At 67.6% G+C, this 21,751-nt stretch carries 12 protein-coding genes; 5 read left to right on the plus strand and 7 right to left on the minus strand.

The genetic code is table 11. From position 1 onward, the window contains the following. Positions 1 to 3: 3 nt before the first annotated feature. From Q8K49_RS08145 to Q8K49_RS08155, 3 genes are read left to right on the plus strand one after another with little or no spacing between them, the layout of a single operon-like run. Positions 4 to 2,529, plus strand: a complete 2,526-nt coding sequence (locus Q8K49_RS08145) for a cyclic nucleotide-binding domain-containing protein (RefSeq protein ID WP_305305247.1) — start codon at positions 4 to 6, stop codon at positions 2,527 to 2,529. Between the two features lie 4 nt (positions 2,530 to 2,533). Further along, positions 2,534 to 3,406: a hypothetical protein gene (locus tag Q8K49_RS08150; RefSeq protein WP_305305248.1), complete on the plus strand. Its 873-nt coding sequence runs from the start codon at positions 2,534 to 2,536 to the stop codon at positions 3,404 to 3,406. Positions 3,407 to 3,413: 7 nt separating this feature from the next. Continuing rightward, positions 3,414 to 5,270: an FHA domain-containing protein gene (locus Q8K49_RS08155; RefSeq protein WP_305305249.1), complete on the plus strand. Its 1,857-nt coding sequence runs from the start codon at positions 3,414 to 3,416 to the stop codon at positions 5,268 to 5,270. Here the strand turns inward: Q8K49_RS08155 and gdhA are convergent. From gdhA to Q8K49_RS08170, 3 genes are read right to left on the minus strand one after another with little or no spacing between them, the layout of a single operon-like run. Beyond that, complete coding sequence (gene gdhA / locus Q8K49_RS08160; RefSeq protein WP_305305250.1) at positions 5,255 to 6,613, minus strand: NADP-specific glutamate dehydrogenase; 1,359 nt, start codon at positions 6,611 to 6,613, stop codon at positions 5,255 to 5,257. The genes Q8K49_RS08155 and gdhA overlap by 16 nt on opposite strands. Positions 6,614 to 6,633: 20 nt before the next feature. Continuing rightward, the gene (locus Q8K49_RS08165; protein ID WP_305305251.1) at positions 6,634 to 7,560 is read right to left on the minus strand and encodes a FecR domain-containing protein; all 927 of its coding nucleotides are present in this window, start codon (positions 7,558 to 7,560) and stop codon (positions 6,634 to 6,636) included. 11 nt (positions 7,561 to 7,571) lie between these two features. Then, positions 7,572 to 8,864 (minus strand): tetratricopeptide repeat protein, encoded by a 1,293-nt coding sequence (locus Q8K49_RS08170; protein ID WP_305305252.1) that lies wholly within the window; start codon positions 8,862 to 8,864, stop codon positions 7,572 to 7,574. Positions 8,865 to 9,038: 174 nt separating this feature from the next. Between Q8K49_RS08170 and Q8K49_RS08175 the strand changes: the two genes are divergently transcribed. Further along, the gene (locus tag Q8K49_RS08175) at positions 9,039 to 11,324 is read left to right on the plus strand and encodes a CHASE2 domain-containing protein (protein WP_305305253.1); all 2,286 of its coding nucleotides are present in this window, start codon (positions 9,039 to 9,041) and stop codon (positions 11,322 to 11,324) included. Positions 11,325 to 11,357: 33 nt separating this feature from the next. Continuing rightward, the gene (locus tag Q8K49_RS08180; RefSeq protein ID WP_305305254.1) at positions 11,358 to 12,221 is read left to right on the plus strand and encodes a phosphodiesterase; all 864 of its coding nucleotides are present in this window, start codon (positions 11,358 to 11,360) and stop codon (positions 12,219 to 12,221) included. Between the two features lie 9 nt (positions 12,222 to 12,230). Here the strand turns inward: Q8K49_RS08180 and Q8K49_RS08185 are convergent, their stop codons facing one another. The 4 genes from Q8K49_RS08185 to Q8K49_RS08200 are packed head-to-tail and all read right to left on the minus strand — an operon-like array spanning position 12,231 to position 21,274. Continuing rightward, a complete protein-coding gene (locus Q8K49_RS08185) occupies positions 12,231 to 16,148 on the minus strand; it encodes a hypothetical protein (RefSeq protein WP_305305255.1) in 3,918 nt (1,305 codons plus the stop codon). A 7-nt stretch (positions 16,149 to 16,155) separates the two neighbouring features. Further along, on the minus strand, positions 16,156 to 17,991 hold the full coding sequence (locus tag Q8K49_RS08190) for a hypothetical protein (protein ID WP_305305256.1): 1,836 nt from the start codon (positions 17,989 to 17,991) through the stop codon (positions 16,156 to 16,158). Next, positions 17,988 to 19,949, minus strand: coding sequence for a heme-binding protein (locus tag Q8K49_RS08195; protein ID WP_305305257.1), 1,962 nt, complete (start codon positions 19,947 to 19,949; stop codon positions 17,988 to 17,990). The genes Q8K49_RS08190 and Q8K49_RS08195 overlap by 4 nt, the downstream gene beginning before the upstream one ends. Then, positions 19,946 to 21,274 (minus strand): multiheme c-type cytochrome, encoded by a 1,329-nt coding sequence (locus Q8K49_RS08200; protein WP_305305258.1) that lies wholly within the window; start codon positions 21,272 to 21,274, stop codon positions 19,946 to 19,948. The genes Q8K49_RS08195 and Q8K49_RS08200 overlap by 4 nt, the downstream gene beginning before the upstream one ends. Positions 21,275 to 21,751 lie beyond the last annotated feature (477 nt).

Raw genomic sequence — 21,751 nt, forward strand, 5'->3', positions numbered from 1 at the left:
CCTATGGTAAAGCAGCGCGGGGGACGGGTCGGAGCGGCATCACAGGCCGTTTGCGGCCCAGGCGCGACGCGGGGGGACGTGGTGGAGGGGGTCCATCGGATCGCCATTCTGGGCTCTGGGCCCGCCGGCCTGAGCGCGGCCGCGCACGCGGCTGCCCGCGGCGTGAGCCACATCCTGCTCGAGAAGTCGGATCACCTGTCGGACACCATCTTCCGCTACCAGCGCGGCAAACACATCATGGCCACGCCCAGCCAGCTGGTGGTGCGCGCGGATGTCAGTTTCGAGCCCGGCAAGCGCGAGGCCATCCTCGACACCTGGTCCCGCGAGGCGTCGAAGCACAAGATCAACGTCCGGCACCATGCCGAGGTGAAGTCCGTCACGGGCGCGAAGGGCGACTTCAGCATCGGCCTGTCAGACGGCTCCATCGTCCGCGCCGAGACGATCGTTCTGGCCATCGGCACCCAGGGCAATCCCAACCTGATATCCTGCGAAGGCGGCGGGCTGTCCCACATCCAGTACCAGCTCGACGACCCTGCCGAATATGTCGACGAACATATCTGCGTCGTCGGCGGCGGCGACGCCGGGATCGAGAATGCTCTCGGCCTGATCGCCGACCGGGCCCAGGGCAATACGGTGACCCTGGTCAACCGCGGCGCCGACTTCGCCCGGGCCAAGGAAGCCAACGCCAAGGCGCTGCTCGCGGCGCAGGAGGCGGGCCACATCACCCTGCTGACCACCGCCGAGACCACGCTGATCGAGCCCGGCTGGATCACCGTCGACACGCCGGAGGGCGCGACCCGTTTCCAGTGCGATCGAATCATCGCGCGCCTGGGTTCTGCCCCGCCCCGCAAATTCGTCGAATCGATCGGGCTGGAGTTCACCAGCGCCGCCCGCGAGGCCTTCCCCAAACTGTCGCCGACGTTCGAAAGCACCGTACCCGGCATCTATGTGATCGGGGCCTTGGCGGGCTATCCGCTGATCAAACACTGTATCAACCAGGGCTATGACGTCGTCGAATACATCGGCGGCGCCGTCGATCTGAAGCCCGCCGACGAACCCCTTCTGGAGGCCCGGCTCAAGGGCCTGCCCGGCAACCGATCGGTTGCGCAGTGGCTGGAGTTCCTGCGTCAGGAGATCGAGATCCTTCGCGGCCTGTCGCCCTTGCAGATGCGCGAGTTCCTGCTCGATTCCGAGGTGCGCGCCTATCAGTCCGGAGACATTGTCTTCAAGCGCAACTCGATCGGCTCGTCGCTATTCGGCATCGCCTCCGGCTCGGTCGAGGTCGAGGTCGGAAGCGGCAAGAAGCGCCTGACCGTCCCCATCCCGACCGGGTCGATCGTCGGCGAGGTGGGACTGATCTCCGGCCGTCCCCGCGGCGCCACTGTCCGCGCGGCCCAGCCCAGCATCCTGCTGGAGATTCCGCGCATGGCCGCCCTGCGCCTGATGGCCTCTGTCAGGGAAGCGCGTGACACCGTCAACCGCATCACCACCGAGCGCCAGCTACTGCAGATGTTCGGCTCCGGCCTGACCCCCGCCGATCTGACCGACGTGCTCGAGACGGCGGAAATCCGCCAGGTGAAGACCGGCGAGGCCATCATCAACGAGGGCGAGGATGGCTACGACATCTTCGTCGTGCGCTCGGGCAGTATGGTGGTCGAAAAGCAGATCGGCGGAAAGCCGGTCTTCCTCTCCTACCTTCCGGCCGGCTCCTACGTCGGCGAGATGGCCCTGGTCGACGGCGGGCGGCGCAGCGCCACCGTTCAGGCGGCCATCCGCTCCGAAGTGGTCAAGCTGGACGGCGACCGCTTCCGGGCCCTGCTCAAACGCAAGCCCGAGCTGGAGGACAAGCTCCGGGCCGACATGGCCGACCGCCGTCGGGTTACCGGCTATATCGAGGAACAGAAGGGCAGGTTCGGCGACGTCGTCGACATGTACAGCGCCGTGGCCGACTTCCTGGTCGAACAAGGCATCGGCGAAGCCACGGACGTTCTGCTGATCGACGAAACCCTCTGCATCGGCTGCGACAACTGTGAAAAGGCCTGCGCCGACGTTCACGACGGCCTGTCGCGGCTGGACCGCGAGGCGGGCCGGACCTACGCCCACCTGCACGTTCCGACCTCGTGCCGGCACTGCGAACATCCGTACTGCATGACCGACTGCCCGCCCAATGCGATCCATCGGGGGCCAGACGGCGAGGTCTTCATCGACGAGACCTGTATCGGCTGCGGCAACTGCCAGCGGAACTGTCCCTATGACGTGATCCGGATGGACTCCCGGCCGCCCGACAAGCCGGACCTGATTTCGTGGATGCTGTTCGGAGCCGGTCCGGGACCGGGCGAACCCGACAAGGCCTGGCGGGCCAAACACAAGCCCAAGGGCGCGGAACCGCCCAAGGTCGCCATCAAATGCGATATGTGCATCGGCAAGTCGGGCGGTCCGGCCTGCGTGCGCGCCTGTCCGACCGGGGCGGCGATCCGGGTCTCGCCCGAAGAGTTCCTCACCGTCAAACGCATGAACAGGGGCGAATAGACCCTTGGCGAAAACGACGAAAACAGGCGAACGCTCCAACGCAGTCCAGCACGAGGGCTTCCTTCGGCACGGAAATTTCCGCTGGGTCTGGCGGGCCGGCGCCCTCTGCGTGATCGCGATCATCGGCTATCTGCTGATGGACGCCGAGCCCCGGCCGAACGGCGGCAGCGTCTATGGCTATGTGGCGGGCACAATCGCGGCGCTGCTGGTGCTGTGGCTGACCCTGCTGGGCCTGCGAAAGCGCGCGATCACCTCGGGAAATTGGTCCCTGAAGGCCTGGGTCTCGGCCCATGTCTATCTGGGGCTGGCCGTACTGGTCGTCGCCACCCTGCATTCCGGATTCCAGTTCGGCTGGAACATCCACACCCTGGCCTATGGGCTGATGGTGCTGGTCGTCGTGTCCGGCCTGTTCGGCATCACCGTCTACGCCCTGCTCCCGCGCTACCTCAGTCGCAATCGCGGCGAGACGACCCAGAAGCAGATGCTGGAAACGCTCAAGGCGCTGGACCGCCAGATCAACGAGGCCGCCCAGCCGCTGTCCGAGGTCCAGGCGCGGGTCGTGCAGATGTCACTGGACGACAGCCGGGTCGGCGGCGGCCTCTGGCGGCGGATTTCGGGCGGGAGCGGCGGCTGCGGCAATCGGCGGGCCCTGTCGCGCCTGCCTGGCCTGCGGCGACAGGCGACCGACGGGGAGCTGCAGATGCTGGATCGGATGGAGGAACTGCTGCAGCGCAAGGCCGCCGCCCTGTCCCAGGTGCGCCGCCACCTGCAGATCCGCGCCTGGCTGAGCGTCTGGCTGGCCGTGCACGTCCCGGCCACCATCGCGCTCATCGCCGCGATCACCGCCCACGTCTTCAGCGTCTTCATCTACTGGTGATGGCCCGATGACCCTTGTCCTTCGCCAGGTCACACGCCGCATCAGCGGAGCCGAGATCGTCCGGGAAAAAGTCCTGCCGACCGATACGGCGCGGATCGGTCGCGGCGCGGACTGTGAAATCCGCCTGCCCGACCTGGCGGTCAGCCTGCACCACGCCACCTTGACAGCGACCGGACCCGGGCGGGTGAGCGTGGCCTCGGCAGGGCGAGAGCCGTTCGGCGTCGATGGCCGGTTCGTCACCCAGGCTGATATCGACGTCGGCCGCGCGCCGCGCCTGACCTTCGGCGATCACATCCTGACCCTGTCGCATGGCGACGGCGGTCGGATTCTGATCAACCTCGCCGCCGCCGAGCCGGCCGAAGGAGAATCGTCATCGGGGGTTCCAGCCGGCGGCGTCATCCCCAAGGCCCGTGTCTTCGGTCGCCGGCGCATCGCCTGGACCCTGGGTCTGGGGATCGTCGCCCTCTGTCTGCTGTGGCCGTTGGCCGCCTTCTACGGCCACCTCAAGGCGCGGATCGATCCTGACCAGCAGTGGTCGACCGGCCCACTGTCCACCGCCCACGCCTTCCTCGAGGATGACTGCCAGTCCTGTCACCAGGAGGCGTTCGTCGCGGTAACCGACGCGTCGTGCAAGACCTGCCACGCCGGCGACCAGACCCCCGCCGCCAAGGCCGCCGCCGCGATATCAGCACGACGCGCGGGCTCGCCCGATGAACTGTCCTTCGTCAGGGACCACGCGCCCCGCCGCCGCATTCTGTGGGGCGCCCCGACCCCGGCCGGGTTCACCGGACAGGCCACGGCCTGGTTCCGGCGCACTTTCAACATGCCCGAGCAACGCTGCGCCAGCTGTCACGTCGAGCACGTCGGCAATCCGGCCTCGCTCCGACCGCCCGAGCCAATCCCTACCCTGACCGCGACCCGGACCTGCATCCAGTGCCACACGGGGCTGACGCACCGGCTGAAGGACACGGACCTGGCGGATGCGCCGTCCTGGGCTCGCCATCCGAATTTCCGCCCCGCCCTGCCCGGTCCGGCCGGTCCAACCCGGGTGTCATTGAATACCCGCCCGCGCGAGGCGTCTGGCCTGACCTTCCCGCACGATCTGCACCTGTCGCCCTCAGGCGGACCCTCGCGGATGGCCCAGACGCTGGGCGGACGCGGCTATGGCGCGGCCCTGACCTGCGCCAACTGTCATCGCCCCGACGCCGATCAAAAGGGCTTTGCTCCCGTCCAGATGGAGCGGGACTGCGCCAGCTGTCACTCCCTGGCCTTCGCCACGCCGGGCGGGGTTCGCCAGCTGCCGCACGGCGAACCGGGTCAGGTAGTCGCCGCCCTGATGGCCTGGCAGGGCCGCGGGCCGGTCGCCGGCGGCGGTACCTCGCGGCGTCGGCCGGGCCAGATCGGCGAAGGCGGCCTGGGCGTGGGCGGCTCGCCAGCCGGCGCCAGCGCGGTGACCACCGTCAGCGGCGCCTTCGGTCCCCGCGGGGCCTGTTTCGACTGCCACACCATATTTCGGACGCCGACGATCCGGTTCACGCCGGTTCGGTTGCCCGGCGACTTTCTCAGCCGCGGGGCGTTCGATCACAGCGTCCGCGAACATCGCATCGACCGGCTGGGCCAGCCCGCCTGCGCCCAGTGCCATGCCGCCGCGACGTCAGGCTCTGCGACTGATCTGCTGCTCCCGTCGGTCAGCGAATGCGTGGAGTGCCACGGCCAGACCACGGCCCGTTCGCCGACGCCGGCTCCGGCTGACTGCGAGACCTGCCACAGCTTCCATGCGCCGTCGCATCCCGCGCCCCGGCCGCCGCGGCCGAACTTTGGCGCCCCGCCTCGTCCGGCAGCGTCAGTTCAGACCACGCCGTAGGCCAGCATCGCCTCGGCGACCTTCTTGAAGCCCGCGATATTGGCGCCGCGCACATAGTCGATCCGCTGCGTGCCCGCGACGCCGCCGTGTTCGACGCAGCGCTGGTGGATGCCACGCATGATGTCGATAAGGTGCTGCTGCAGTTCGGCCTCCTTCCAGGCGATGCGCCCGGAATTCTGGCTCATCTCCAGGCCCGAGACAGCGACACCGCCCGCATTGGCGGCCTTGCCCGGCGCATACAGGATGCCGGCGGCCTTGAAGACGTGCACGCCTTCCAGATCAGTCGGCATATTGGCCCCCTCGGACACTGCCGTACAGCCGTTGGCCACCAGGGTCCGGGCGTCCGCGCCGTTCAGTTCATTCTGGGTCGCGCAGGGCAGGACGACGTCACAGGGCACGGCCCACGGCCGCTGGCCTTCGTGATAGGTGGCGCTGCGGAACTCGGTGACATAGTCCGCGATGCGTCCGCGCCGTTTGGTCTTGTGCGCCTTGACCCAGTCGATCCTGGTCTGGTCGATGCCGTCGGGATCGTGAATGAAGCCCTGTGAATCCGACAGGGTCAAAACCTTGCCGCCCAGCTGGACGATCTTCTCCGCCGCATGGGTGGCGACATTGCCGGACCCGGAAATTACAGCGGTCTTGCCCGCCACCTCCTGGCCGATGTGGCCGAGCATCTCCTTCAGGAAATACACGGCCCCGTAGCCTGTCGCCTCGGTGCGGATCAGGCTGCCGCCGTAGGACAGACCCTTGCCGGTCAGCACGCCGGTGAACTGGTTGGTGATCCGCTTGTACTGGCCGAACATATAGCCGATCTCCCGGCCGCCCACGCCAATGTCGCCTGCCGGAACGTCAATATCAGCGCCGACGTGGCGGTAAAGCTCGGTCATGAAGGACTGGCAGAACCGCATCACCTCGTGATCCGACTTGCCCTTGGGATTAAAGTTCGAGCCACCCTTGCCGCCACCCATAGGCAGGCCCGTCAGACTGTTCTTGAAGGTCTGCTCAAAGGCCAGGAATTTGAGCACGCTCTCGGTCACGCTCGGGTGGAAGCGGATACCCCCCTTGTAGGGGCCGATCGAGTTGTTGTTCTGCACCCGCCAGCCGCGCTGGACGCGGATATTGCCCTTGTCGTCCTCCCAGCAGACCCGGAAGCTGATCACCCGGTCCGGCTCGGCGATGCGACGCAGGATCTGATAGTGGTGGTACTCTTCCTTGTCCTGGATGAAGTCGAAGATGTCTTCGGCTACTTCCTGAACGGCCTGGACGAACTCGTCCTGGCCGGGATTCCGCCTTTTGACGCCCTCAATGAACCGGGGCAGATCGACGTGGTCCGAAACGGCCATGGCTGCTTCCTTCCATGGGGTCAGGGAGCGGGGTCGAAAGGACGCGCGTCGCAGCCCCCCGCGGGAGGACTGTTGCTGGGCGGGCCGTTCTGCCCTCCGGCGGGAAGGCATTTGACGGTCGGCTCGATCGTGTCAGGACCGCCGGGACCTCTGGCGCCGAAGAAGGCCGCGTCGCCCGAGTCGATGCTCGCCGACAGGACGTCACCCGGACCCGAATCCGTATTGGACGACGGCGCCGCCCTCAGCAGGGAGCTCAGCCGGGCCGAGGCCTGGTCCGACAGCTCGAACGGCCCGAAGGCGCCGCCCGCCCAGGCGAACATCGCCTGCCCCGGGCGCTCGACGATAAAGGTGGAGCCGCCGCTGGTCACGTCAATCGCGCCGGGCGTATCGAAACCCGAGCCCCGCGGACCGGGACCGCGCAGGACGATAAGCGTCGCTTCATCCGGCGAGCCGGCGAACGGGGGCAGGCCGGGATGACCTTCCAGCACGAACAGGGCGTCGGGGCCGACCACCGCCTCTAGCACGGTGCCGCGCACGCCGATGGAGGCAACCGGGGTCCGCACGGCGCCCGGGCGGGCACCGCCCCGGCCCGAGACGAAGCGAAACGCCCCGCGCGCAACCGCGGCCGACGCGCCGGCGGCGTTGCGGTCGGTGTCGATCACGAAGCGGTCTATGGTCACCCGCGCATTTGATCCGACCGTGAAGATCGACTGATCCCGAAGCAGGATCTGCAACTGGCTCTGCGCGCCGCTGACGAAGACGTCGCCGGTGCGGACCTGCCCTCTGAGCGCGGCGGGCCTGAGCGCGCTCTCTCCAGCGGGTTGGGTCCGGATACTGTTTCGGATGGCGGCGTTGACGCCCACAGCCTCCTGGGCCTCGACCGTAGGGGCGGCCAACACGGCGCAGGCCATGGCGGCGGCGGCGACGAGGGTTCGAACCTGGTTCATAACCATCTCTCCTAGTTGGCCGCGCCGAAGCGCCACGTGAGGCGCAGTTCCGCGCCCCAGCTGTCATAGTCCCCCAGCGGGGCCAGGGAATCGCGGGCGCCATAGGTCAGCGCGCCCTCGATACCCACGTCCTGTCGCCAGTCGCCGGTCGCGCCGGCCGCTGTGAAGGCGCTGATCGGGGCTCCGACCGCCACGCGCGCCCAACTGCGGACGTCCTCGCGCGCCGGCGCGCCGAACCCGATGAAGACCGGATCGGGCGCGTCATATTCGAGCCACTGCATACCGCCGGAAATCGCCAGATAGTGGCCGCGACGGGTGGCCGTGTCGTAGCGCGCCTGGAGGCTTGGCCCGGAGTAGCCGAAGGGTTCGTAGTCAGCCTGTTTGTCCACCCAGCCGACCGAGGCCCCGACGCTGCTGCGGGCGGTCAGCCGGTGGCTGACGCCGAGGTTGATGTCATAACGCCAGCCATCACGGTCGCCGCCGATGATCGCGGCCACGGCGTCCACGGCGGGTTCGTCGAACGCCTGGTTCACGGCCTCTCCCGAGAGGGACACCATCGTGGCGTTGCTGGCGCGCCACCGGGCTTGGGCCTTGATGCCGGCTTCCCGCAGATTGGGCTCATCCATCAGGTCCAGGGCCCGCGCCACAGCGCTGACAGCCCAGGAGTTCAGACGGCCGGTGTAGGACAGGCCCGCTTCGACATCGCCGCGGCGAACGTCGCCGTCGATGTCGTCAAAGGTCGATCTGTCGGAGCCTCCCACCGAGCCGTACAGAGCGTAACCCGACGCGTTTCCCAAATCCTGGGCGACGTTCAGGCGTCCCGCGATCACCGCGGCGCCGCCCTCTTCAGTGGCCGGGGGCGTCGGGATCGTGTCGAACTGCGTCGTCAGCGCGCCGGCGGCGTCTTCCTCATAGGTCAGGGCGGTCGACAGACTGCCGCTGAAACGCGTCGACGAACGGGCGCGTTCGATCCTTGCCCGGTAGCGGGTCGCCTCGGCGCGTTGCAGAGAGGTAAGGGTCACGGGATCGAGCAGGTCCAGCTGGTCGCGGGCGCCCTGCAAGTCGTCCAGCCGGTACAGGATGAGGGCGTACATCAGCCGGGCGCCATGGCGGTTCGGGTCTGCGATCAGTACTCGCTCCAACGCGCCGGCCGCCCCGTTGAGATCGCCGGCGTCGGCCGCGCGTCGCGCGAAATCGAGGTTGAGGTCCGGATCGTCCGGCGCCGCGAGCACGGCGTCAAAGTCCTGGGCCGCGACGCCCTCAACCGTAACGGCGGAAAGCCCCACCACAGCGGAAATGAACAAGCCGGCCCGAAAAATCGAGGCGGAACGGTACCCTGGACGCTTCATGTAATCCCCCCACCGCTTGCAGATTGTCCGGGATAGTCTATCCCCGAACAGCGGAGCGAACAGGCTAACATCGTTCCGCGAGGAGCGCATAGCCTAATCGACGAGTGCTTTTTCGAGTGAGGCGGACGCATGGGGGCGGAGCCTGAAACCGAGCGGCTGAAGGACATGGGGTCGCGCCTGGCGCGCTCCAGCCTTTCGCTTACGCGATATATCGCGAAGGCCGGGCCGGGCCTGACCATGGCCTTGCTCCTGCTGATCCTGCACATATTCCAGCCGCCGTTCGTGGGAAGCATCAGCGATCTGGTGTTCGACACCTACCAACGGGCCCATCCGCGCCCCTATGAGGACGCCGGGGTCCGGGTCGTCGATATCGATGACGAGAGCATCCGGAGACTTGGCCAATGGCCGTGGCCGCGCACGGACGCCGTCCGCCTGACGGACGCGCTCACGAACGCCGGCGCAGCGGCCATCGCCTTCGACATCGTTTTCTCGGAGCCGGACCGGACTTCGCCGGCCCGCGCCGTTGAGATACTGCGGCAGAATCCGGAGGCGCGCGGCGACTATTCCGAAATTGCAGCCTTGACCGACCATGACGAACTACTGGGCCAGGCCATGGAGCGTGGGCCTACCGTCACCGGCTATTTCCTGACGGGGGAGGCCAACAACGCACGCCCGAAAGAGCACGCCGGCGTCGCCGTTTCGGGAACGCCGCCGCTGGACGTTCTGCGTGAATACAATGGGGCGATCGTCAACCTGCCGATGATCGGAGATCGCGCTTCGGGCGCCGGCTTTCTCAGCCTGGACGCCGGCCGGGACGACATCATCCGCGCCGTGCCCCTCATCGCAAATCTCGACGGCCAGATCGTTCCGTCGCTCTCGCTGGAAGCGCTCAGGGTTGCTCAGGGCGCGGGCGCGATTCTGGTCCGCAGCACGGACGGTAGCGGCGAAAGTGGCGGACGGGGGCTGACGGAGGTCGTCGCGGTCAAGACCGGAGACCTCCAGATCCCGACCACCGGGATCGGCGAACTGTCGATGTACTACACCGCGCCGCACCCCGAACGCATCGTGCCCGCCTGGCGCATCCTTCAGGGCGACCTCTCGGACGCGGAAATGCGACGGTTGTTCCAGGGCCAGATCGTCTTCATCGGCACGGGCGCGCAAGGTCTTCGGGACCTCCGCAGCACCCCAACCAACGCGGTCGAGTTGGGTGTCGTCATCCACGCCCAGGCCGCCGAGCAGATGATCCTCGGACGTTTCCTCACCCGGCCCGACTGGGCGGTGGGCGTGGAGCGCGCGCTGATGGTGGTGCTCTGTCTGTTGATCGCGCTTTCCGCGCCGGCATTGGGGGCCTTGCGCGGCGGCGTGCTGGCCATGCTCGCGCTCGGCGGGGTGTTGGCGGGATCCTGGTTCGCCTTCAGGAACAGCGGCCTGCTGCTGGAACCCATCTTCCCGGCGCTGGGCGTCGTCTCGGTCTATATCGCCATCACCGCCGTCTCCTTCTATCGGGAGGAGCGGGCGCGAAGTCACATCCACAACGCCTTCGACCGTTATCTGTCCCCCGAACTGGTCGACCGGATCGCTCGCGACCCCGGCCAGCTGGAGCTGGGCGGCGAAGTCCGCCAGATGACGGTGCTGTTCAGCGACGTACGGGGCTTCTCTCGCATCTCGGAACGCTTCGGGCCCCAGGAACTGATCAGCTTTCTGATCAACCTGCTGACGCCGATGACCGACGTGCTTCTGGCCCGCAAGGCGACCATCGACAAATACATCGGCGACGCCGTCCTGGCGTTCTGGAACGCGCCGCTGGACGATCCCGATCACGAGCAGAACGCGGCCTGGGCAGCGCTGGAGATGCTCGAGACGCTAAAACGCCTGAACGCGGACAACGACCGCGATCCTGCCTGGCCGGGTCAGGTGGCGATCGGCATCGGCCTCAACACCGGCCCGTGCTGCGTCGGCAACATGGGCTCGCGCCAGCGCCTCAGCTATTCGCTGATCGGCGACACCGTGAACCTGGCGTCGCGGCTGGAGAGCCTGACCAAGGCCTATGCGGTGTCCATTCTGGTCGGCGAGGATCTCGCCGCCCGCCTGCCCGGCTTCGCCCTGATCGAACTGGACATCATCCGCGTCGTCGGCCGCGACGCGCCCGAGCGCATCTTCGCCCTGATGGGACCGCCGGAGATGTCGTCGGACGCAGCCTTCGTTGAAACAGGGGCCCGAATGGCCGCTGCGCTTGAGGCTTACCGGTCCCGTAACTGGGCCGCAGCCGAGGCTGCGCTGGAGACACTGCGGGGAGTGGGTACGCTGCCGGGTCTGGAAGGCGTGGCGGGCATCTACGCCAAGCGAGTTTCGGACTTCCGCCAGAGCCCGCCGCCCGAGGACTGGGACGGCATCAGCCAGGCGCTTGAGAAATAGGGGCGACATGACTTTGAGCGGGGGAACAGCGTCATGTTGATCGTTCAGATCACCGACATCCATATCGGCTTCGATCAGAAAAGCCGTTTCGAGCTCAACAAGAAGCGCTTCCGCCGGACGCTCGAGGCGGTGATGAAGGTCGATCCCAAACCCGATCTTGTGGTGGTCTCGGGCGATATCGCCGACAAGGGCGATGTCGTTTCCTATGAGTGGTTTCGTCAGGAAATTCAGCAGCTTTCCCTGCCGATCCTGATGTGCCTTGGAAACCATGACCTGAGAGCCGGCTTCACTCAGGTCTTCCCCGACACCCCGCAAGAGGACGGTTTCGTCCAGTATGTGGTCGACGACCATCCGCTGCGGATCGTGGTGCTGGACACCCTTGAGGAAGGCCGTCACGGCGGCGGTTTCTGCGAGAAGCGGGCGGCCTGGCTGGAGGCCCGTCTGGCCGAGGCGCCGCACCGGCCGACACTACTGGTGCTGCACCACCCGCCGATTGACACCGGCATTGAATGGATGACCATCGGCCCCGCCGAGCCTTGGGTCGAGCGGCTCACCGCCGTCGTATCCCGCCACGGCCAGGTCGTCGGCGCCCTGTGCGGCCACGTCCACCGCACCATCGTCACCTCATGGGCCGGCACGACCCTGACGGTCTGCCCCTCCACCGCGCCGCAGGTGGTGCTGGACCTCAAGCCGATGAATCTGGACCGCCCGGACAAGCGGCCGATGATCGTCGAGGCCCCGCCGTCGTTCGGCCTGCACCGCTGGAACGGCCGGCGTCTGGTCAGCCACTTCACCGCCGTCGAGCGCCACAAGATCCTCGCCCGCTATACCCACAAGATGCAGGGTTTCATGCGGCATCTGGCCCACGAACGCGCCGGAACCGCCGGGCCGCACTGACGAGGACGGCTATTGCGCCGCCAGCCAGCCGTCCAGCGAAGGCCGGTCGCTGACCCGGTACACCTCGCCGCGATAGTCGAGAAACAGTCGCTCCATCTCGCGCCTGTTGAACGGCCGCGAGCCCAGCCGGCCGAACACGGCGATCTGTGAGCCCGTCTCGTCCACCGCCCGGTCGCGGTCCAGACCCTTGGACAGGGCGAGGGCCGGCGAAGGCGTCCCCGCCCAGGCGATCAGTTCAGGGCGCGGCTCGGGCGAAAAGCCGTAGAAATTCCGCTGGCTGTCCGGGCTGGTCAGTTGCAGCACCTTCAGTCCGTTCCGCCCGTCGGCGACATAGGCGAACAGGGAGGCGTTGGTGGAGGCCACGACCACGTCCTCGGCGTCGTTGAGCCGCCCGTCCAGCGTCACCCGCTGGTGCAGACGCGGACGGCGCGGGTTCATCACATCGATGATGACCAGCCCTTCGCCCTTGGCGGCGACATAGGCATAGGTCCGCGCGACATAGAGGCGACGGGCATCCCCAAGCGGCACCACGGCGCCCTCGATGGCGCGGGGGTCATCCAGCTTCGTCACGTCCAGCACCCGCAGCCCCTGGGCATCGGTGACGAACAGATAGCGGAACTGTAGCGCCGAGGCCCGGACGTCGTCCAGCCGGACCGTGGTGACATGGCGCGGGCGCAGCGGGTCATCGAGATCGACCACCACCAGACCGGCGCGCGCGGCGATATAGGCGATGTGGCCGGCGAGGGTCACGTGCCGGGCGCCGTCCAGCACCCCGCCGGGGTTCCAGGTCGCCGCGCGGCGCAGGTTGTTGTTGCGCGGATCGCCGTCGGCGAGGGTGTCGACATTGACCAGGATCAGCCCCTCGCGCGCGTCGGTGACGACGGCGTAGCTGTATATCGGGTGGAAGGCCTGTTCCTGGTTGGCGGTCCGCATCTCGACGGTGTTGCGCGTCGGCGCGATCGGCTGATTGGTCGGCAGGGCCATGCAGGTGGCGTTGCCCGACGCGACATGGGTGTCGTTGCCCAGCGGCGAGAAGGGCGCGGTCACGATGCGGTCCGAGACACCCTTGTTGCCGATCGAGGCCACGTCATAGACGCGGAAGCCGCCCCGGCCCTCGGCCACAAACATATATTCCCCGCGCAGCTGCAGGCAGCGCGCCTCGCCGCCCGTGCCCTGGAGTGTGTTGGTGATCTCCTCGACCGGGCGCGTGTCGCCACTGCCGCCGGCCTCCAGATCGAAGGCCTCCCCGCGGGTCCAGTTGATCAGCTCGCGGCCATTCCGCTCGACATGCTGGGCGAAGAAATCCGGATAGGCGTAGCGCTGCAGGTAGGAGCCGAACACCGCCTGGGGCTCGTCCCACTCGGTCACCCGCACCGCCTCGATGCCGGTCTGCAACCCGACCCAGGCATGCATGCCGACGAAGTTGACCGAATTGGTCCCCAGCATCAGCAACTGGGCCATGATGGCGTTGTTGTCCTCGGCCTCCGAGACGTGGCAGTCGCTGCAGGTCTTGGTTTCGGTCCGGCGCACCGTGTGCGGAAAATGCGGTGCGAAGGCCTGGCTGGAGAAGCCGACCGCCGAGATCGGCGGCTGCTGCACATAGATCCGTTCGCGGTTGATATTGGTCGAGGACAGGATCAGGGCTGAGGACGACCGGGCCGGGGCGATCACCCCGCCGCGGGTGGTCTGGTGCCGCCCCAGCTGGAACATGTCATCGCGCGCGACCTGCGGATTGTAGGTGGCGTAGTTGCGGGTCGTCCCGCCCTCGGCGCGATGGCTCTCCGCTTGCCAGTTGGCCTCGACCGGCAGGTGGCAGCCGCCGCAGGACGGCGTCCAGGATGTGTGGCAGCTGTAACAGGCCATTTCCTCGTCATCGTGGGCGAGATCCGTGGTCGCGACGCCGGGGCCCCACGAGAAGCTGGCCTGTCCGGGCCGCGACACAGACATCAGCTTGGCCCGCGCCGCCGCCGGGTTGAAGCGGGGGCTCGACCGGTCGACCGAGTCACGGACCAGGGCGACCTCCCATTCCAGGCTCGGATCGACGATCGAGCGCTGGATCAGCACCCGGCGATCATCGCGTTCGATCCATTCGAAGCGCCGCTGGCCGTCGGAATTCCGCAGCAGGGTCAGATCCGTGCCCTCGGGCGGCGCCGCGGGGCCTGAGGTGCGTAGGGTCGGCCAGGCGCGCGACGAGCCGTGGCAGTCCTTGCAGCCGATCTCAACCGCTGCGGCCACCTCGCCCATGATCAGGCCCGAGCCGTGACTGTCCTGCGAGAAGTGGCAGTCGGCGCATTGCAGGCCCTTCTCGGCGTGGATGTCCATCATATGGACCGTGCGGCCCGGATTGGTCCCCGGCGGCACGAACTGGCCCTCCCCTTCCCGGCGCCAGCGCTCGGGATCATCGGGCGAGACGACGGCCCCCTCGGCGTCCAGCAGATTGCCCTCGCGGTCGCGCTTGAACACGCCGCGGAAATTCCAGCCGTGGCCGTGATAGTCGGCGAACTGGGTGTCGCGCAGGGTCGGGTTCAGGTCGTTGACCGCGCGCAGGAAGTCGAGGTCGGCCCAGTTGCCGCGCGGCGCGGCGCCCTCGGGGTTGCGGTCCAGAACCTCGCGGATCTCCTCGGCGGTCGGATAGCGCTGCCGCTCGGGCCACATGGTCGGGGCGTCGGCCTCATAGTCCCACATGGTGTAGCCGAGGTAGCTGTTCAGGAACATGTTCGGCTGGTGCATGTGGCAGTTCATGCACTGGGACGTCGGGATGGCGCGGGTGAAGGCGTGGCGGATCGGATGGCCCGATTCCTCGCGGTTGATCGTCGGGTCCACCGTCGCCGTCTGGCCGTCGCGTCCGAACTGCGAATAGCCCAGGCTGTGCCGCGGCTCACGGTCGTTGGCGTAGACGACGTGGCAGGAGGTGCAGCCCGAGGAGCGGTAGTCACCCGGCTGGTCGTTGGTGCCCATGAACCAGGTGTAGGGGTCGTTCAGGCGGGTCTTGTGGATATTCAGCACCGGCACGGCGATGCGCAGGCCCGTGCCCGGTCCGCGCGACGATTGGCGGAAGTCCGGACGGCCGGGCTCTTCCAGCCGCTGGATCTGGCCGGTCGGGCTGGGCAGGCCGATTTCCGGGAACTGGGTCGCGATGTTGCGCCCGCCGCGCTCGAACACCCGGAAGATGTCGCCCGGCGGCGTCACCTGCCACGTCGGGATCGGATAGAGGACCGGCAGGGCGCCCCGCCGCTGCTCATCCAGGGTCACCGTTCCGGGCGGATTGCCCGGCGACAGCAGCCGCGCCGCCTCGCCCTCGGGCGTATAGGCCTCGCCGATGATGTAGTTCTTGTAGGGCAGGATGCCGTTGTTGTACGAGGCGCCGCCGAAGAACATGGCGCCCGTGGCCATCAGGGAGCGCTCTGCCTTTTCAATCAGTTCCATATGACAGGCGCCACACGACTGACGCGCGACGCGATAATCCCCGGGATTCACGAAACGAATGAACTGCGGAGCCTCGCGGTTCAGCAGGGTGTAGGTCCGCTCCGGATTGGCCGAACTGGGGAAATGCCAGCTGCCCGGATAACGAGGCAGGACGTGAGCCTTGTCGCGTACAGCGCTGTATTCTGAAGACCCTTTGCCCGCACCAGCCGGGGCCACGGCCGAGGCGTCGCCGCCGTGGCAGTCGACGCAACCCAGCACCACGGCCGGAGACGCATGCATGCTGGCGGCGTCCACCGGACTGTGGCAGCTGACGCAGCCGACGCTCTTGGCGGCCGCCTGTTCAGGGGTCTGGCTGAGCGGCGCCGGCGGGGCCGTGACGTAGACGCGCGCAACCGGAGCCTCGTCGTCTTCGGCGATCACCACGGCCGGGGACCAGGCGATGACGATCATGAGCGCGGACAGCACCCCGATCGCCAGTCGTTTGCCCCCCCAGGTCCTCATTCGCCCCTCAGAAAGTAAGAACAGCGTTCAATAGAACGGAATAGAAGCGATCGTCCCGATTCGTCGCCTGAAACAGGTCGCCGAAACCGTCGCCGGGCTCGAACACCGCCGCCGAGGCCCGCAAGACCACGTTCTGCGTCATCATCGGCCGCCAGATGGCCGAGACCGACACGTCAAGGCCCAGTTCCTTCGGAATCGACCCCTCCTGCCGAAGGGCCTGAACCACCGCCGTGTCCGCAAACCACAGATGGTTGACGTTGGCGCTCACCCGCAGCTGGGGCGTCAGGTCCAGATCGGTCCCGAACCCGAGCAGCATGGTGCCGGGGTTGTTGAAATTGGACTGCCCCTCCTCCTTGGACGAGCGCAGCGAATTCAGCACGCCGTTGCGGCCGTTGACGCCGATGGCCCGGCCGCCGCCGGCGAAGGGAATGGACTGGCGGATCCAGTAGCTGGTGTCGGCCCCGGCGAACTGCGGGTTCTCGAAGATGGCGTCGAACCCTTCCTCGACATCATCATACGGGTCCGTATCGCCTGAGGCGTAGAGGCCAGAGGCGCGGAACCGCATCCAGTCGAAATCGATCGAAGGCTCGACAGCCAGGAACCAGGCGCGGATGTCCGCCGGCTGGCCGGTGAACATGCTGTTCCGGTCCTCGCCCAGCGCGGCATAGGCCGAAGCCGTCAGATTGATCCGTCCAATCCGGCCGTCGGCGTTGTAGCCCAGATAGACGACGTCATAGTCCCTGCCCCGCAGGTCGCCGAGCAGCGCCGGCCGGGCGGGGAAGCCGTTGTCGTCGATATGGATGTCGTCCCGCTCGCGGTTGCGGTTGTAGATCACCGTCCATTGCGAGGTCAGGCCCGGGACCGGCAGATCCTGACGATACAGGTTGGCCACGAATATCTGGTCGTCGCGGATCGACTGGGTGATGTCGTTCAGACCCGAATTGGTGTCCTTCTCCAGTCGCAGGAAGAGGCCCAGATTGTACTGGTAGCGGTTGTTGTCACGGTTCCCGAACAGTCGCACGCCCAGCTGGCTGTCCTGGAACAGGAAGCCCCGGAAGTCCGAAGTGAAGGGCTGGATCCCGACCCGGATGGAGTCGAAGTCGTAGCGCTTCGAGACATTGCGCAAATGGTAGTCGATGAAGGCTTCCTGCACGCCCAGGAAGGAGTCCTGCCGGTCCAGTCCGCGCGAGGGCTTCACCGACAGGATGCGCCGTTCCGGCACGCTGACATCGCTGTAGTTGAAGGCCAGGGTCAGGCGGAGCTCGAAGTCCGGCGGCTTGAACGCCGTCGTTCCCTCGATCAGCGACACCGACGCCACGAAGGTCTGCGACAGGATCAAACTGTCCGAGCGGCCAAAGACGTCCAGACTGTTCGGGTCCTGCGTCGTCTGAACCCCGACGGGCAGCGGCAAGGACCGCGGCTCGATCACCGTGTCAGACACGCCCGCGACCACGACAAACAGGTTCTCATGGCCCGGCAGCGGCCGGTCGCCCTTGAGGGTGTTCTGGTTATAGGGGTCGAACCAGCGCTCGTTGACGCCGACAGCCTCGATCAACCGCCAGCGATCGGGCAGCGGAAGGTGATCCGTCGGAAAGGCCTCAGGCGGCGGCGCGCGGACGGCGCCGGGATTGGTCTGAATGACGGCGTCAGGAAAGGTTTCGACCCGGCCCGGACGGCGGCGGATGGGCGCGTCCGGGTCGACCTGCTGCGGCGGCGCAGATTCCCGGGACGGCTGCGGCACAGCAGGCTGGATGACCAGCGGCAGGCCTTGCGCGTCGGCTTCAGAGGCCGAGAGGCACCCCAGACTCACAACGATCAGGGCGGGCCATGCCACCTTCATCACGGCGCACTGCACACATTCTGTTGCGACGAATCGAGGAAGGGCGCGAACGGGCAGCTGACATAGCGCAGGCGGGTCGACCCACCCGGATGGGTGACGACGATCTGGTCCGACCGGATGGCGGCCGGGGCCTGGCCGATGCCGCCGACCCGTATGGCCGCGTTCTGGAGACCCAGGAACGAGATCATGTCGTCCTGGTCGATGCCGTCGCCCGACACCCCGATCGCCCCGATCAGCTGCGTACCGCGATAGATCGGCACTCCGCCCGGGAAGATCTGAAGGCCATTCTGCAGCCGGTTCCGCCCCGGCGCGGCGTCAGGCAGGGCGGTGCAGCGCGCCACCGTGTCCGGTCCCAGTCCGCTGACGAAGCCGACATGCTGGCCGAGGTTGGTCAGGATCAGCGCCGTCTGCAGGCCCGTCGAGAAGGGGCTCCACATCGCAATCGGTCGTGACAGGGGACCGCTGGTCGGTCCGACCTCGCCGTCGGGGAAATAGGGACGCGCCAGATTGCCGATGCCGCGCACGCTGAACGCCGTCTGCCCCGTCAGGGCTGTCGGCATGGACAGGAAGGTCCGCGTCTGGCCGACGAAGGCCCTGACGTCCGCCGAGGGATCGCCGGACAGGTCGGCCGCGGCGGCGGCGTTCGACAGGAAGCTGGCGGTTCGCGCCTTCTGCACCGCTACATCGATGCCGAACAGCGGGGCGTCGGGCGAGCGGACGAGGCCGAGGGTCACGCCATGGGTATCGACCACCGCGATCGAGACCTGGGCGCGGCTGTCCAGCGGGCGGCGGATCTGCGCCCGCGCCCGGCTCATGATGGTGAAGGCCTCTTCGAGTATGGCGCGGGTCTCGGCGGCTGTCAGCGACGCGCCGACCGAACCCGCATCGGTGCCGGCTTGCACCGGATAGCGGGGACCGCCCGATCCGTCCGTCAGGATGAAGGCGTCGGCATTGTTGAACTCCCCCGTCGTCGCCTTGCGTACGCCCGAGGCTTCAGTCCCATAGGCCTGACCCGCGAGAATGCCCGATCCGGCGTAATAGCCCGGAACCGCGGTGAACACGCCCGTTCCTGCCGGCAGGGTTCCGAACCCCGGGGCCGAGGCCGGGGCGCTCATCAGCGTGGCGGCGGCGGCGTCGCTGTAGCGCAGCGTGGTTCCATCCACCGCGACGCGGTCGGCGACGATGTCCACGGCGGGAGCCAATCCCGTTCCAGCGGCGAAAGCGATGTGTTCTTCTATATCAACATCAACATCCAGAACGTTGATATCAAAACCGTAATCACTCTCAGCGATCACGCCGACGCCACCCACCAGCACGCCGTTCTTGTAGAGCGGAAAACCGCCGGGATCGGCCGCGAGGCCCAGAGGCGAGCGCTTGGGTCCGATCAGGGCCGACGGTCCGCCGCTGGCGACGAACCGGCGGGAAATGTCCGAACAGGGCAGCTGGCTGAACTGGACCCCGAACAGCGGCCCGCTCTCCAGGCCCACGGTCGAGGGGGCCGGGGGAAAATGCTGCTGCACGATCATACTGGCCGTGCGGCTGGAAAAGGCGTTGCCGCCGGATGAGAGATAGGCCCCCGTCAGGGCCTTGGCGATCGCCCCCGCCGCGGCCGGGGCGACCACGCCCTGCAGGTCGACATTGGCCGTCGCGCCCGGACGCAGGGTGACCGTCGCCGGCGCCCCGGTCATGGAATAGACCCCCAGCACATTGCCGACCCGGTCGGTCACCGCGATCACAGCGGGACGCGAGCGCGCGTGGGCCTCGGCCACGGCGCGGGCCAGCACCCCTTCAACATCGGCCACAGACAGGGCCTCGGCCGCCGGAACGGCATAGAGGGCGCCGCCGCTCCCGCCGCCGCCGCCACCGCCGCCACTGCTACTGGACGAGCCGCCTCCGCCGCAGCCCGCCAGCACCAGACCGGCCACCGCCCCCAGAACCAGACCCTTCGCCCGAGCGCTCATCGGGCGCGCCTCACGGCGGTTGCGACACCGTCCATGGCGCGGCGGAATTCCTGCGGCCGGTAGCGGTTGGGGTCGCGCACGGCGGCATAGGCGCGATCGATGTCGGGCCGCATCGCCCGCACCGCCCCTGCCTCGATCTGCCCTTGGGCGACGAGCGCGTTGAGCAGGGTATCGACGGCCATGACCGCCTGCGCCCCGCCGGAATAGTCGGTATATCGTGGAGCCAGCGCCTCCCCCAGCACATCCTCCAGGATGGCGAAGGTGTCGGCGCGACTGAACGGGCTGGAGGCGAAACTCGCCGACAGTTGGCCCGCCGTGCCCGCCAGACGGCGGGCGGCCTCCACCGCTCCGGCGCGGTCCGAGCCCAGGGCCTGATGGAAGGCGCGGGAATCGGTCTGGAAGCGCTGCGCCAGCGATGCGGGGGCGGTTCGCGCTGCGGCGGCCAGCATGATCATGTTCTCGTCGTTGAAGGGCGGCGTACCCGCCGGGATCGGCCGTCCCGGATTGGCCTCGACCAGCAGGGGCGCATTCGGCTCATCCGAGATCGGCCGGTGGCAGCTGTGGCAGTCGAAGAAGTAGAACTCGGGGAAGACGCCGGTCCCGGCCCGCTCGCCATAGACGGTCAGGATGCGCTGCAGGGCCACGGCCTGACCAATGGCCCACAGCCGGGCGGACTCCATCGTCGCCTTGCGCTGCACATAGTCGGCGTCGACGTCGTGGTGCTGCTGGAAGGCGGTGAACAGCTCCAGCTCGAACGACAGGCGCGGATGGCCGGCGCTCATCATCTCGTGGGTCACGAACTGGTTGGGCTTGTCGCTGCCCCAATGGCAGTCGAGACAGACATTGGCTCGCACGACCGGGTCTTCGAGCGGGGTCATGCCCCGCGCCACATTGGAGGCGTGGCTGACGCCGACGGTGTAGTGGCTGGCCACCCAGCCGCCCGAGGGGCCGTGACAGCTCTCGCAGCCAACGCCGTCGGAGACCTGGAACCGGGCGCCCCGCGCCGCGGCGGGCTCGGCATGGCAGCCCAGACAAGCCGGGGCGTTCTGGGCCGGGCCCAGACCCAGCCGACGCGTGATCGCCTGGGCGCGCGCATAGGTCAGGGTGCGCCAGGCCCGGCTGTGCGATCCGCCGGGGCCGGTCGGATCCTGCCAGCTGACCAGTTCGTTCTGGCGCACGACCGCTCCGGTCGGCGCCTGACGGCCATGGCAGGTCGATCCGGCGCAGGACGCCACGCCCTCATGGACGCCGGGCGACGACATCTGGGTGGCGGAGGCCGTGGAAGGCAGGACGGCGCCGATCCCGAAGCAGAGCATCAGGAACATGGCCACGCTCGCCCGGACCGCAACCGGGCGGAAACGACCCACGCTGATCGTCGTCGTGCTCAAAACGTCCCCGCCTCCCCCGTGGGCCCGCTTGCGGAGGCCCGACCGAACGACGTTAGCATCAATCCCGACGGACTGTCAGCCGACTCCCCCATGGCCAGAAGCGGCCTCTCCTTCGAGGGTCAACGCCTCATCAGAGTTTCCCACTCGCGCTTCATTCTCGCGCTGCAACAAATAATGTAACATTGTTCGCTATAGTCTGAGTTTCCTTGCCATCGCACGGAATGAACATGCTCAAGTCAATGAAATGTCTTCTGAAAGGGCACATGTACGTCGACAGTCGCAGCCAGCCTGGAACCCAGGTCTGCGTCCGCTGTCGGTTCCGCAAACCCTTCGAAGGCCTCGCCCCGCCGCCCAACAGCAACGCCTCATCCGACAGCGCTTCGACCGCGAACCACTAGACCAGGCGCGGGTTGA

Source organism: Brevundimonas sp., from assembly GCF_030682035.1.
GTDB lineage: Bacteria > Pseudomonadota > Alphaproteobacteria > Caulobacterales > Caulobacteraceae > Brevundimonas.

What these genes read in the sequence shown, in the direction of transcription:
- Q8K49_RS08145 (WP_305305247.1), top strand. Translation starts at nt 4, where the DNA reads ATGGTAAAGCAGCGCGGGGGACGGGTCGGAGCGGCATCACAGGCCGTT.
- Q8K49_RS08155 (WP_305305249.1), top strand. Translation starts at nt 3,414, where the DNA reads ATGACCCTTGTCCTTCGCCAGGTCACACGCCGCATCAGCGGAGCCGAG.
- gdhA (WP_305305250.1), bottom strand. Translation starts at nt 6,613, where the DNA reads ATGGCCGTTTCGGACCACGTCGATCTGCCCCGGTTCATTGAGGGCGTC.
- Q8K49_RS08165 (WP_305305251.1), bottom strand. Translation starts at nt 7,560, where the DNA reads ATGAACCAGGTTCGAACCCTCGTCGCCGCCGCCGCCATGGCCTGCGCC.
- Q8K49_RS08175 (WP_305305253.1), top strand. Translation starts at nt 9,039, where the DNA reads ATGGGGGCGGAGCCTGAAACCGAGCGGCTGAAGGACATGGGGTCGCGC.
- Q8K49_RS08180 (WP_305305254.1), top strand. Translation starts at nt 11,358, where the DNA reads ATGTTGATCGTTCAGATCACCGACATCCATATCGGCTTCGATCAGAAA.
- Q8K49_RS08185 (WP_305305255.1), bottom strand. Translation starts at nt 16,148, where the DNA reads ATGAGGACCTGGGGGGGCAAACGACTGGCGATCGGGGTGCTGTCCGCG.
- Q8K49_RS08195 (WP_305305257.1), bottom strand. Translation starts at nt 19,949, where the DNA reads ATGAGCGCTCGGGCGAAGGGTCTGGTTCTGGGGGCGGTGGCCGGTCTG.
- Q8K49_RS08200 (WP_305305258.1), bottom strand. Translation starts at nt 21,274, where the DNA reads ATGTTCCTGATGCTCTGCTTCGGGATCGGCGCCGTCCTGCCTTCCACG.